Source organism: Zunongwangia sp., assembly GCF_048269745.1.
In the GTDB taxonomy this organism is placed as follows: domain Bacteria; phylum Bacteroidota; class Bacteroidia; order Flavobacteriales; family Flavobacteriaceae; genus Zunongwangia.
On record NZ_JBLXIB010000008.1, the window covers coordinates 70,456 to 83,410 of the forward strand.

The following is a 12,955-nucleotide window of genomic DNA, read 5'->3' on the forward strand; positions in this document are numbered from 1 at the left end:
TGAAAACAATAAAAAACGGCGAAAAGCTATATTGATAACCGCCGTTTTTATGCTTATTTTGATAGGTGTTTTTTGGTATTTTATGTTTTAGTAAAAGCTTGCCTGCTAATAACTAAAACATAAAAATTGATTCCAAAATTATATATTCTCACTTCTAATATTTAACGTTTAATAACGTCTAAACTTTGAAGTTTCTTCAAAAACATGCGTTAGTATTTCTTTATCCTCTTCTGTAAACTCTTCTTCTCTGCGCTTTAAAACGAGCTCAGCCACTTCAAATGCTTTTGATGTTTGGTAAATTTTCATTCCTGCACTTCCGCCCCAACTAAAACTAGGAATAAAATTACGTGGAAAACCGGTTCCGTAAATATTACAGCTTACGCCTACAACGGTTCCTGTATTAAACATCGTGTTAATTCCACATTTACTATGGTCCCCCATCAATAACCCACAAAATTGTAATCCAGTATTTTCAAATCGTTCTGATTGGTAACTCCATAATTTTACTTCAGCATAATTATTTTTAAGATTCGAGTTATTAGAATCTGCTCCAATATTACACCATTCTCCTAAAACCGAATTTCCTAAATAACCTTCGTGCCCTTTATTTGAATTCTGAAATAATACCGAATTATTAATTTCACCACCAGCTCTAGAACCCGGACCTATTGTAGTAGCTCCGTAAATTTTAGCACCCATTTTAATTATAGCTTCCTCTCCAATAGCAATTGGACCACGTAGCAAACTGCCTTCCATTACTAAAGCATTTTTACCAATATAAATTGGACCATTACTAGCATTTAAAGAACAATTTTCTACTGAAGCTCCTTCTTCTATAAAAATGTTCTCTGCATTTTTTACATAATTGGAAGATGGAATAGGCTCCGATTCTTTGTCTTGGGTTACTAATTGAAAATCGCAACTGATCGCTTTATCATTTTTAGCAAAAATATCCCAACTATTTTCAAGTTTTATAACTTCTCCTTTTATTTCTATTTGCGAATACTTCTCAAAATTCACTTCTGCGTCTTCTTCTGAAAAGAAAGCAACAATATCATCATTATCGAAAATTGCTTCCGATTTTTTTAAATTCTGAATTTGTATAAGCAATTCCTCCGTCGGAAAATAAGCTGCATTAATCATGATGTTTTCTTCCATTTCTACCATAGGCCATTTATTAGCCAAATAATCTTCAGTTATAGTAGAAGTAGTATAACCTAATAAGTATTCCCAACGTTCTCGCATTGTTAATATTCCAAATCGGATATCAGCAACCGGACGGGTGTATGTAAAAGGTAATAGTTGCGCTCTGGTAGCGCCATCAAATAAAATATAATTCATTTCCGCACAATTTTTTGTAAAATTACGAGAGTTTCTTCAGAAATAGAAAGAATAAAAACCTTAAATAAGTTATAAAGAGATAATTTTTTATCCGTGATAATTACATATATGCTATAAACTAAAAAAGGCTGCAAATTGCAGCCTTTAAAGATATAATTAGATAAAAAGAAATTAACTATTCTTTTTAAATTTAGCGTATTTATTTTTAAACTTATCAATACGTCCTGTACTATCTATAAGTTTAGTTTGTCCTGTATAGTAAGGATGAGAAGTTCTAGAAATTTCCAATTTAATTAATGGATATTCAGTACCTTCAACTTCAATAGTTTCTCTTGTCTTCGCGGTAGATTTTGTAATGAATACATCTTCGTTAGACATATCTTTAAATGCTACCAATCTATAATTTTCCGGATGGATTCCCTGCTTCATCGCTTTAATCTTTTAATTTTCAGGCTGCAAATATACATAAATCATTTAAAAATAAACAATACTTTACAAAATATTTTTTTAATTCATTCTCTGTAACGTTTTACTATCTTTGCTAACCTATTAGTAAGTAACATTAAAAACTTACCTGAAAAATGATAGAAAAAAATACTTCAGTAAAATCAGTAGCCTATCCTTTCGGACTTGGTTATGCCATTTTTGGAATTTTAACGCTTGTTCTCGTTTATATATTGAATTTAAAAACGGACAGCCCGATAAACTATATAATAAGTTTTTTAAATATAGCTGTTCCCATAGGTATTTATTGGTTTGCTATACGTTCTTTTAAAAAACAAAACAATAATGTTTTAAGTTTATCTCTTGCATTAAAAGCCGGAATGAGCGTAGCTGTTATCGCTGCTCTTTTAATTGGCATATATAGTTATTTCCATTACACCTATATATACCCTGAATTTATAGAGTTAATGAAAGAACAACAACGAGCTGCTATGATTAATATGGGTCAAATGTCGGAACAACAAATTAACCAGTCTATAAAATCTACAAGTTTTATGATGAATCCGTTCTTTATTGCAACATCCTCGTTAATAACAACATTATTTATGGGCCTTATAGCTTCTTTGATAATTGGTTTAATACAAAAAAGTAATAACCAACAAGGTTAAATAAAAATAAATGCAACTATCGATAGTTATCCCTCTTCTTAACGAAGAACAATCGCTAACAGAATTATATAATTGGATCGCAAAGGTTATGCGATCCAATTCATTTTCCTATGAAATCATTTTTATTGACGATGGTAGCACTGATGGTTCTTGGCATATCATCGATTCACTATCTAAACAGGATAATGCAGTAAAAGGTATAAAATTTAATAGAAATTATGGCAAATCTCAAGCATTACATGCCGGTTTTTTAAAAGCACAAGGAGACGTCGTAATTACAATGGATGCCGATTTACAAGATAATCCAGAAGAAATACCGGAGTTATACGAGCTTATACATACCGACGGCTACCAATTAATTTCAGGTTGGAAAAAGAAACGATATGACTCTGTTTTAGCCAAAAACCTTCCTTCGAAACTTTTTAATGCCGCTGCACGCAAAACCTCTGGTGTTAAATTACACGATTTTAACTGCGGATTAAAAGCTTATAAAAAAGAGGTTATAAAAAATATCGATGTATATGGTGAGATGCACCGATACATCCCAGTTTTAGCCAAAAATGCCGGTTTTTCGAAAATTGCAGAAAAAGAAGTAAAACACCAAGCCAGACGTTATGGTAAAACAAAATTCGGAGCCGAACGATTTATAAATGGCTTTTTAGACCTAATTAGTATTTGGTTTTTATCGAAATTTGGCCGTAGACCGATGCATTTTTTTGGCGCATTGGGAGTTTTAATGTTTAGCATTGGTTTTTTTACCGCAGGATACGTCGGGTTTTCGAAATTATATAAAATGTACCATCACGAGCCTAATGTTTTAGTTGCATTAAATCCGTGGTTTTATATTGCTCTTACTGTAATGATTATTGGGACACAGCTTTTCCTTGCCGGTTTCCTTGGGGAACTAATATTAAGAAGTCGGCGAGACAAAGAACGTTATCTAATTCATAAAACTACCGAAAATTGCTAAGTGTCCTGTAATAAAATATTATTTTTGAAATCAAATTAAGCTGTACAACTATACTAAAACCAAATTATATGTCTGATATCAAACCAGAAATTTTAGAAAAAGCCCAAGCTTGGCTTTCCGATTCTTTTGATGAAGAAACAAAAAAAGAAATCAAAAATCTTATCGATAATAATCCTACTGAGCTAGAAGACAGCTTTTATAAAAATGCGGCTTTCGGCACAGGTGGAATGCGTGGTATTATGGGGGTTGGTACCAACCGTATAAATAAATATACCTTAGGAAAAAATACCCAAGGCCTATCTCAATATCTAAAAAAAGAATTTCCTGAAGAAAAATTAAAAGTAGCAATAGCTTACGATTGTAGAAATAATAGTAAAGAGTTAGCTAAAGTGGTAGCCGATGTATTTTCAGCAAATGAAGTAGAAGTATTTTTATTTTCGGACTTACGCCCTACTCCAGAACTTTCTTTTGCGGTTAAATATTTAGATTGTCACTGTGGTATTGTATTAACGGCAAGCCACAATCCACCAGAATATAACGGATATAAAGTATATTGGCAAGATGGTGGACAATTAGTGCCACCTCAAGATAAAAATTTAATTGAAGAAATAAATAGCTTGCAATATGATGCTATTAACTTTGAAACTAATGAAGAGCTTATTCACAAAATAAACGATAAAGTAGATCAAGCTTTTATTGATGCATCAGTAGAAAATGGGAGCTTTGATACTTCTTCAGAAGCAAAATCTAATTTAGGTATTGTTTTCACCTCACTACACGGGACATCTATTACTATGGTGCCTTCTGTGTTAGAAAAAGCAGGTTTCAACAACGTTACAATTGTAGAAGATCAAGCTGTACCAGACGGAAATTTTCCAACAGTAAAATCTCCAAATCCAGAAGAGCCGGAAGCCTTGAAAAAAGCACTAACGCTTGCTGAAGAAAAAGGAGCTGACATTGTTATTGGAACCGACCCTGATTGTGACCGATTAGGAATTGCAGTACGTAACAATGCTGGGAAATTAGAACTTTTGAATGGAAACCAAACCATGGTTGTAATGTCTTGGTTCTTGTTAGAAAAATGGAAAGAAGCTAATAAAATTGGGGATAAAGAATTTATGGCTTCTACCATTGTTTCTACTCCAATGTTTAAAATAATTGCAGAAGATTACGACGTAGAATATAAAGAAGTACTCACAGGCTTTAAATGGATTGCGAAACTTATTAAAGATTTTCCAGAACTTAACTTTATTGGTGGCGGAGAAGAAAGTTTCGGGTATATGGTAGGCGATTTTGTTCGCGATAAAGATGCAGTAACCTCTACCCTCTTGGCTTGTGAAATTTCAGCATTTTTAAAAGATAAAGGCAGTTCTTTCTACCAACAATTATTAGCATTGTACGAAAAATATGGTCTTTTTAAAGAAGAACTTATTTCTTTAGTTAAAAAAGGAATTCAAGGTGAGCAAGAAATTAAACAAATGCTTATTGATCTTCGAGAAAAACCATGGGAAACAATCGATGGTGAAAAAGTAGTTTTAGTTGAAGATTATCAATCTTCAGTAGCTAAAAACATGCTAGACCATACCGAATCTACAATCGATATTCCTAAATCTAACGTATTAATTTATTATACCGAAAACGGAACTAAAATTGCCGCTCGCCCTAGTGGTACAGAACCTAAAATAAAGTTCTATTTTAGCGTAAATACTACTTTAGAAAATACTGGTAATTTCGAAGAAAAAAACCAAGAATTAAAAGATAAAATTAGCCGAATTAAATCTGAATTACAGCTAGGCTAGTATAATATACATATGAGTTATTTAAAAAAAGTACTTCAGTTTGCAAAACCCTATAAGAAATATGCAATACTGAATATTATTAGTAATATTTTTTACGCGCTATTTAGCACATTATCATTTTTGGCATTTATACCTATGCTAAATGTGCTTTTCGGAGAAAGTGACCCTATTACAAACAAACCAATTTGGGATGGGCAAATAACTCACTTTAAAGATTTCGCGCAAAATTATGCTAACTTTTTTTTAAATCAACGTATAGAGGAATATGGGCAGATTTCTGCCCTTATTTCTATTTGTATTGTGATAGTTGTCTTGTTTTTTATTAAAAACTTGTTCAATTATTTAGCTATGTACTTTATTGCATCGCTACGTAACGGAATGTTACGGGATATTCGGGATAAAATTTATAATAAAATTATAGAGTTACCTATTTCTTTTTTTTCTGAAAAACGAAAAGGAGATATTATTTCTAGAATAACTAGTGATGTTCAGGAAATTCAATCATCTTTTTTAAGCATGTTAGAAATGTTTATTAAAGAGCCACTAACTTTAATTTTCACCCTAATTGGGATGCTTATTATTAGTGTAAAATTAACGGTTTTTGTATTAATTTTTCTTCCTATTTCAGGCTTATTAATATCTTCTATTGGTAAAAAATTAAAAGCAAAATCAACGAGTGCACAACAAGAAAATGCTCATTTTCTATCGATTGTTGAAGAAACACTTTCAAGTTTAAAAATTATAAAAGGCTTTAATGCAGAAGGAAACTTTAGAGGAAAATTTCAGCAAAGCACCAACCGCTTAAATAAAATTTTAAACTCTTTATTACATCGCCAAAATCTAGCTTCGCCACTTAGTGAATTTTTAGGAGTTCTGGTAATTACCGTAGTCCTTTGGTTTGGCGGTAATATGGTATTAATCGATAAAACGATGGAACCTTCCACTTTTATTGGTTTTCTAGTGTTAACCTATAATATACTTACTCCTGCAAAAGCAATTTCAAAAGCAACCTATAGTGTTCAAAAAGGAAATGCCAGCGCCGAGCGTATTTTGGAAATTATAGAAACCGAAACCAATTTAAAAGATAAACCAGATGCTATTAAAAAAGAAAGTTTTGATCAGGAAATTGAAGTAGAAAACATCAGTTTTAGTTACGAAAAAGAGTTAGTCCTGAAAAATTTCAATATGAAAGTTCCAAAAGGACAAACAATTGCACTAGTAGGTCAATCTGGTAGTGGTAAATCTACCATTGCCAATTTAATTACACGCTTTTACGATATAAATGAAGGAGCTATTAAAATTGACGGTACCGATATTCGAGAAATTTCTAAACATTCGCTACGAAATTTAATGGGACTGGTTACACAAGATTCCATATTATTTAATGATACTATCCGTAATAACATTGCGCTTGGAAAAGAAAATGCTAGCGAAGAAGAAATAATGGAAGCGCTAAAAATAGCTAATGCGTGGGAATTTATTGCCCATATGCCAAAAGGTTTAGATACTAATATTGGTGATAGCGGTAATAAATTAAGTGGCGGACAAAAACAACGATTATCGATTGCAAGAGCGGTACTTAAAAATCCACCTATTATGATTTTAGATGAAGCTACTTCTGCACTAGATACGCAAAGCGAAAAATTAGTACAAGAAGCTTTAGAAAACATGATGCGTAACCGAACCTCTATAGTAATTGCTCACCGATTAAGTACAATCCAAAATGCCGATAATATAATTGTAATGCAACATGGAGAAATTGTAGAGCAAGGAAAACATCAAGAATTATTAGTTAAAGATGGTACTTATAAAAAATTAGTAGAAATGCAGTCTTTTGGATAAGTTTTCTATTAGTAGCTCAAACTAAAATTGATTAAATTTTAACTGCTTTTTAAGTTCTGTACAATAAACTTACTTTATTATAGTTATACGCTTAACCGACACCATACAGGGATCGTAAAAATACTTCCTTGAAAAAAACCGAAAATCTTTTACTTAAAAGGCTGAAACAAGAAGACACGGCGCAAGAAGCGTTTCGTGAACTTATTGCTTTATATAAAGAACGCTTATATTGGCATATTCGGAATATGGTAAAAATTCACGAAGATACCGATGATGTTTTACAGAATACTTTTATAAAAGTATATCGAAATATCGATCAGTTTAAAGGAGATAGTAAATTATATTCTTGGATGTACCGAATTGCCACTAATGAATCGATTACTTTTCTCAATAAAAAAGCCAAACATTTACAACTTAATTCAGCTGAACTTCAAGATTCAATTATTAACAACTTAGAAGGAGACCCGTACTTTGAAGGAAAAGAAATTCAATTAAAATTACAGAAAGCTATTGCTAGTTTACCCGCAAAACAGCAACAAGTTTTCAACATGAAATATTTTCAAGATTTGAAATATCGAGAAATAGCAACTATTTTAGGGACTAGTGAAGGAGCTTTAAAAGCTTCCTACCATATTGCAGCAAAAAAAATTGAAGAATTTTTAAAATCAAATTAAACCTTTTCACTTTTTAGGTGTCTTAACTATAAATGAAGAACAAGAAGATTCCATATCATTCAAATTCAGGATTTAAAACTCCTACTGATTACTTCGATAAGCTCGAAGAGAATCTAGTTGATACTTTATTTACTTCTACTAAAAATGAGTCTCTTCAAAAAATACCTAAAGAATCTGGATTTAAAGTTCCTAAAAGTTATTTTGATGAGTTAGAAACAAAACTTTTAGCAGAAAATATCACTAAGAAGTCTTCAAAAGTTATTCGACCTAATTTCAATAGAAAGAAATGGTATGCTGCTATGGCAGTGGCAGCAATCGCGCTTATAATAATTACAATTAATCCTTTCAAAAAACAAGATCCTACTAGTTGGGACGATGTTGAACTTTCCGCCATGGAACAGTATATAGAAAAAGGATTTATTGATCTTTCAAAAACAGATTTTTCTACCTTATCTAAAGATGCATATTTAGTAGAAGAGTCTAGTTTTAATAATATGAATCCCGATGCAGTTGTAGATTATTTAGATCAAAATGTAGAATATGCTACATATATTTTAGAATAATATGGTGAAGAAATTAATATTTATAGTTGTTCTGTTTTTAGGGCTTTTTAACACTAACGCTCAAAATGAAGATAATGAGTGGGAACGAATTAAATCGTTAAAAACAGCATTTATTACTCAAGAGCTAAATCTTAAAAATGATGTTGCTCAAAAATTTTGGCCGGTATACAACGAATATGAAGAAGCTCGGAATGAACTCTATCATAAAGAGCATAAAAAAATTCAGAATATCGGTTGTATTACTCAAAAAGAAGCAACCAATTATCTAGAAGAATTAGTAAATTTGGAGAAAAAAGATTATGAATTAAAAAAAGAATATTTTTCTGATCTAAAACAAATTATTTCTGTACAAGAAATCGTGAAACTCATTCAACTAGAAGATGATTTTCATCGAAAACTGATTAGAGAATTCAGATCTAGAAAAGAGAAAGAAAAATCGGACAATAAAAATAATAAATAAGAGTTTTATACTATATAAAAGTTAGTTTTTTGGTTAGTTAGTAGTGAGAATTCCGGTTAACAAATTATTGTTTTCCGGAATTCTTTTTTATACTATTTAAAATGTAGTTTCGCAATACGTTTAGATCCTGCGGCATAAGCCGTAGAATCGTTTAGAAAACGAATACTAAAAAAACCTTCTTTACTTAACGATTTCCAAGTTTCGCCTTTATCTTTAGAATATGAAATACCTGTAAATCCGGCAGCAACAATTTCTTTTCCTTTTCCATTTGGCACATAGCGTACCGAGCTTTTATAGCCTGGCTCCTGCCCTTCAGCTACAAGCTTCCATGTTTTCCCTCCATCTTCTGTCACTGCTTTATTACCAGTATTATTTTCAGGATTGGTATAATCGCCTCCAATTATAATTCCGTGTTTAGCATCATAAAAATCCATACTGTAACCACCCAAAGTAGGCTTACCTTGAACTAATGGTGTATCAAAAACTTCCCAACTTTCTCCCTTGTCAGCAGAATGATAAACTCTAGACTTTGTACCTCCACTTAAAAGCCAAACCTCATTCCCTTCAATAGCAATATTTGAATTACTTGCAGCAAAAGCTGCTTCTCCTTCAGCAGCTTTTGGCAATTCATTGCAATTCACTTTTTGCCAAGAATTTCCACCATCTCTAGTTATAATTACAGACAAACAGTCATCTGTAGGATCGCCCATGGCAATTCCTTCTTTATCATTCCAAAATGCTATAGCATCATAAAAAACTTTTTCATTATTTTCAGTATACACTAATTTCATGCTCCCATCATCACCTGTTTTATACAATAAAGCCGGATTCCCTACGCTTAGCATAAAAAAATCATTAGCTGTACTACCAATTGCTCTAAACTCCGGAATTACTATATCTCTTTTTTGTTGAGAGAGTTTCCAGTTTCCAGAAGTATTATCGAATAAACCATAAGTACCTTTATTAGCTGCAAAAGCAAGATTCTTTCCTATTACTTTTATAGCTCTAATACTTAATGAATCATTTTCTAAAATGGATTCAATTTTCACACTATTAAAAGGGGTATGAACTATATCTGCTTCAGATGCATTTACAACATTTCCCTTGTTAGTTTCATTCTTGCAAGCTATTACAGCTAATAAAGCCATAATCCAGATTTTCTTCATCTATTTTGATTTTTATTGGATTTCCTGTAAATATAAATGTTTCAGTAACAAAAAAGCTTACCTTTGCAGCCTTAAATTTTAGTAATGCGCTTACACAGAAATCTAGTTTTTGCAACGATAGATGCCCTTTCAGAAATATTTAATGAAGGACAATATGCCGATAAAGTAATTGAGAAAACTCTGAAACGCGACAAGCGTTGGGGAGCTCGAGACCGTAGTTTTATAGCTGAAACCACCTACGATATTGTAAGGTGGAAACGACTATATGCTGAAATTGCTGAAGTTAAAGAGCCTTTTTCAAGAAAAGACCTCTTTAGATTATTTGCAGTTTGGGCAACTTTACGTAGTATTGCTTTACCCGATTGGAAACAATTAGAGGACACTCCTACTCGCCGAATTAAAGGACGCTTTGATGCACTTAGTAAAATTAGAAAATTTAGGGAGTCAATCCCAGATTGGTTAGATGAGTTGGGGGTTACCGAACTTGGTGAAAAAGTGTGGGAAAAAGAAATTGGTGCTTTAAACAAACAAGCACCGGTAATTATAAGAACAAATAAACTTAAAACCGATATTCTTACGCTAAAAAAGAAACTTAGCGAAGAAGGTTTTGAGACAATAAATCTTAAAGACTATCCTGATGCACTACAATTAGTAGAACGTGCTAATATTTTTAAAACCGATTGCTTTAAAAATGGACTATTTGAAGTTCAGGATGCATCCTCACAATTAGTAGCCGATTTTCTAGATGTTCAGCCAGGAGAACGAGTGGTAGATACTTGTGCAGGAGCAGGCGGAAAATCGTTACACCTTGCAGCCTTAATGGAAAATAAAGGCCAAATAATAGCTTTAGACATTTTCGGAAATAAATTAAAAGAACTAAAGCGACGTGCCAAGCGTGCTGGTGCTCACAATATTGAAACCAGAGCGATTGACACTACTAAGGTCATCAAAAAACTTCATGAAAAAGCAGATAAAGTTTTAATTGATGTGCCGTGTAGCGGATTAGGAGTGCTAAGCAGAAATCCTGATGCTAAATGGAAATTACAGCCTGAATTTTTAGATAAAATTCGTAAAACACAACAAGAAATTATTTGTCAATATTCCAAAATCGTTAAAAAGGGCGGTAAAATGGTGTATGCAACTTGTTCTGTACTTCCATCCGAAAATCAGCTACAAGTTCAAAAATTTTTAAATTCTGAAGAAGGAAAGGATTTCAAACTAGTTGAAGATCGAAAAATTCTTTCTTCATCAACTGGACACGATGGCTTTTATATGGCGCTTCTAGAAAAAGCCCTATAATTATATAATTTTTGTAAGATATAAAAAGCCTGAAGAAATATTATCCAATTTTTTCAGGCTTTTTTATTAATAAATAAAATAACTTACTTAAAATTAATTAGTAATCTCAATTATCGGCTATACTAAACAATTTTATATTATAAAAGTCTGTAAGCTCATAATTACTCATCCATAACAATTTCTTAAAATTGAAATTAGAAAATGTTAATTACATTTGCACCCCCTTACAACTTCTGACATTTCAGAAATAAAAAAGAATCATTAATAATTAAAATCAATAAACCAATTTTTAAAATGACTTCAAAATTTAACATCTTTTTTATTCTTTCTCTTTTGGTCTTTTTCACTTCTTGTAGTGATGATGATGATAATACCATAACAGAAACCGATGATTTATTTACTATTCCTGAAGAAATTGCCGATTATTATAATGGCGTTTCTTTTGATGTACCTGCTGAAGAATTAAAAGAAGAATTAGCAACATTAACAGAAGAAAAACACACCAATACTCTAGAATATTACCAACGTCATGATTATTTATACGACGCTACTGAGGATCCAAATAATCCAGATAATGTAATTTTAGTATATTCTGGAGAAAGCAGACCTAAAAACCAATATCAATCGGGAAATAATAATAACCCAACACAAACATTTAATACCGAGCATATCTACCCAAAATCTAAAATAGAAGTAGAAAGCGGTAAATCTGATATTCATAATTTCTATCCTGCGGATATTAGCATTAACTCTAATAGAGGAAATGATCCTTTTGTTGAAGGAGAAGGATCTTTTAAATCTACTGGTAGCGGTTGGTATCCTGGAGACGACTGGAGAGGAGATGTAGCTAGAATTGTAATGTATATGAACATACGTTACGGTCAAAGTTTTGATAAAGTAGGAAACCGTAATCTATTTTTAGAATGGAATGCAGTAGATCCTGTATCTGTTTTAGAAGTACAAAAAAATAATGCTGTTGAAGAGGCACAAGGAAACCGTAATCCATTTATCGATAATCCATATTTAGCTACACTTATTTGGGGTGGCGAAGCTAATGCTGTTAACACATGGACAACAAACTACAGTGGTCCAATATCTGAAGAATATACTGAAAGTTCTGAAGAAGATAACGGAGATCAAGGAGAAGGAGAAGGAGAAGGAGAAGGAGAAGGAGAAGGAGATAATACAGACGGAGAAAATCAAGGTAGCGAAAATGCTGTTTTAATGATTTCTGAATATGTTGAAGGTGGTAGCTTCAATAAAGCTATTGAAATTTATAATTTCTCTGATGAAGCTGCAGATCTTTCTGCTTATAGCTTAAAAAAGCAAGTTAATGGAAATGGAGAATGGAGTGATGAATTAAAATTAAACGGAACTCTTGCTCCTGGTGAAGTATTTGTTGTAATTAACAATGATTCTGATTTACAACAATTATTAGATGAAGCAGATATCAAACAAAACGGTGCTCCAATGGATTTCAATGGAGACGATCCTGTTGGATTATTTAATAACGGAACACTTATCGATATAATTGGTGTTTCAGGTGATAAAGATTTTGGTAAAGACGTTACTCTACGAAGAAATAATACGGTTACAGCTCCATCTACTTCTTACGATGAAAACGAGTGGGAATCTTTCGACAAAAATACAGTAGATAATATTGGAACCTATTAAAATCTAATTCTCAATATTTAAAAAGCTCCTTTTTCAGGAGCTTTTTTTATTTAAG

Annotated in this window: 12 protein-coding genes; 9 read left to right on the forward strand and 3 right to left on the reverse strand. The window is 32.1% G+C overall.

Going from position 1 to position 12,955, the window contains the following annotated elements; translation table 11 throughout:
- Positions 1 to 168: 168 nt before the first annotated feature.
- Together ACN0WI_RS10725 and ACN0WI_RS10730 are read right to left on the reverse strand one after the other, a co-directional pair.
- Positions 169 to 1,341, reverse strand: a complete 1,173-nt coding sequence (locus ACN0WI_RS10725; protein ID WP_417886803.1) for a GlmU family protein — start codon at positions 1,339 to 1,341, stop codon at positions 169 to 171.
- A 171-nt stretch (positions 1,342 to 1,512) separates the two neighbouring features.
- Positions 1,513 to 1,770 carry a type B 50S ribosomal protein L31 gene (locus ACN0WI_RS10730; RefSeq protein WP_417886804.1) on the reverse strand — a complete coding sequence of 86 codons (258 nt, stop codon included), beginning with the start codon at positions 1,768 to 1,770 and terminating at the stop codon, positions 1,513 to 1,515.
- A gap of 152 nt (positions 1,771 to 1,922) precedes the next feature.
- On the opposite strand from ACN0WI_RS10730, the gene ACN0WI_RS10735 reads away from it, so the two are divergent.
- The 7 genes from ACN0WI_RS10735 to ACN0WI_RS10765 all read left to right on the forward strand — a co-directional run bounded on the left by ACN0WI_RS10735 (position 1,923) and on the right by ACN0WI_RS10765 (position 8,761).
- Complete coding sequence (locus ACN0WI_RS10735; RefSeq protein WP_417886805.1) at positions 1,923 to 2,453, forward strand: DUF4199 domain-containing protein; 531 nt, start codon at positions 1,923 to 1,925, stop codon at positions 2,451 to 2,453.
- A 10-nt stretch (positions 2,454 to 2,463) separates the two neighbouring features.
- Entirely contained in the window at positions 2,464 to 3,423 is a 960-nt protein-coding gene (locus ACN0WI_RS10740) for a glycosyltransferase family 2 protein (protein ID WP_417886806.1), read from the forward strand.
- A gap of 68 nt (positions 3,424 to 3,491) precedes the next feature.
- The gene (locus ACN0WI_RS10745; RefSeq protein ID WP_417886807.1) at positions 3,492 to 5,222 is read left to right on the forward strand and encodes a phospho-sugar mutase; all 1,731 of its coding nucleotides are present in this window, start codon (positions 3,492 to 3,494) and stop codon (positions 5,220 to 5,222) included.
- Between the two features lie 12 nt (positions 5,223 to 5,234).
- A complete protein-coding gene (locus ACN0WI_RS10750; protein ID WP_417886809.1) occupies positions 5,235 to 7,064 on the forward strand; it encodes an ABC transporter ATP-binding protein in 1,830 nt (609 codons plus the stop codon).
- A 128-nt stretch (positions 7,065 to 7,192) separates the two neighbouring features.
- Positions 7,193 to 7,738, forward strand: coding sequence for an RNA polymerase sigma factor (locus ACN0WI_RS10755; RefSeq protein WP_417886810.1), 546 nt, complete (start codon positions 7,193 to 7,195; stop codon positions 7,736 to 7,738).
- Between the two features lie 32 nt (positions 7,739 to 7,770).
- A complete protein-coding gene (locus ACN0WI_RS10760; protein WP_417886811.1) occupies positions 7,771 to 8,301 on the forward strand; it encodes a hypothetical protein in 531 nt (176 codons plus the stop codon).
- A gap of 1 nt (position 8,302) precedes the next feature.
- Positions 8,303 to 8,761, forward strand: coding sequence for a hypothetical protein (locus ACN0WI_RS10765; RefSeq protein WP_417886812.1), 459 nt, complete (start codon positions 8,303 to 8,305; stop codon positions 8,759 to 8,761).
- A 92-nt stretch (positions 8,762 to 8,853) separates the two neighbouring features.
- Here the strand turns inward: ACN0WI_RS10765 and ACN0WI_RS10770 are convergent, their stop codons facing one another.
- Positions 8,854 to 9,927 (reverse strand): WD40/YVTN/BNR-like repeat-containing protein, encoded by a 1,074-nt coding sequence (locus tag ACN0WI_RS10770; protein WP_417886813.1) that lies wholly within the window; start codon positions 9,925 to 9,927, stop codon positions 8,854 to 8,856.
- 84 nt (positions 9,928 to 10,011) lie between these two features.
- Between ACN0WI_RS10770 and ACN0WI_RS10775 the strand changes: the two genes are divergently transcribed.
- Together ACN0WI_RS10775 and ACN0WI_RS10780 are read left to right on the forward strand one after the other, a co-directional pair.
- A complete protein-coding gene (locus ACN0WI_RS10775) occupies positions 10,012 to 11,226 on the forward strand; it encodes an RsmB/NOP family class I SAM-dependent RNA methyltransferase (RefSeq protein ID WP_417886814.1) in 1,215 nt (404 codons plus the stop codon).
- 294 nt (positions 11,227 to 11,520) lie between these two features.
- On the forward strand, positions 11,521 to 12,900 hold the full coding sequence (locus tag ACN0WI_RS10780; RefSeq protein WP_417886815.1) for an endonuclease: 1,380 nt from the start codon (positions 11,521 to 11,523) through the stop codon (positions 12,898 to 12,900).
- The last annotated feature ends 55 nt before the right edge of the window (positions 12,901 to 12,955 follow it).

Coding starts and splice junctions, on each gene's coding strand:
- ACN0WI_RS10725 (WP_417886803.1), bottom strand. CDS start 1,341: ATGAATTATATTTTATTTGATGGCGCTACCAGAGCGCAACTATTACCT.
- ACN0WI_RS10730 (WP_417886804.1), bottom strand. CDS start 1,770: ATGAAGCAGGGAATCCATCCGGAAAATTATAGATTGGTAGCATTTAAA.
- ACN0WI_RS10735 (WP_417886805.1), top strand. CDS start 1,923: ATGATAGAAAAAAATACTTCAGTAAAATCAGTAGCCTATCCTTTCGGA.
- ACN0WI_RS10740 (WP_417886806.1), top strand. CDS start 2,464: ATGCAACTATCGATAGTTATCCCTCTTCTTAACGAAGAACAATCGCTA.
- ACN0WI_RS10745 (WP_417886807.1), top strand. CDS start 3,492: ATGTCTGATATCAAACCAGAAATTTTAGAAAAAGCCCAAGCTTGGCTT.
- ACN0WI_RS10750 (WP_417886809.1), top strand. CDS start 5,235: ATGAGTTATTTAAAAAAAGTACTTCAGTTTGCAAAACCCTATAAGAAA.
- ACN0WI_RS10760 (WP_417886811.1), top strand. CDS start 7,771: ATGAAGAACAAGAAGATTCCATATCATTCAAATTCAGGATTTAAAACT.
- ACN0WI_RS10765 (WP_417886812.1), top strand. CDS start 8,303: ATGGTGAAGAAATTAATATTTATAGTTGTTCTGTTTTTAGGGCTTTTT.
- ACN0WI_RS10770 (WP_417886813.1), bottom strand. CDS start 9,927: ATGAAGAAAATCTGGATTATGGCTTTATTAGCTGTAATAGCTTGCAAG.
- ACN0WI_RS10775 (WP_417886814.1), top strand. CDS start 10,012: ATGCGCTTACACAGAAATCTAGTTTTTGCAACGATAGATGCCCTTTCA.
- ACN0WI_RS10780 (WP_417886815.1), top strand. CDS start 11,521: ATGACTTCAAAATTTAACATCTTTTTTATTCTTTCTCTTTTGGTCTTT.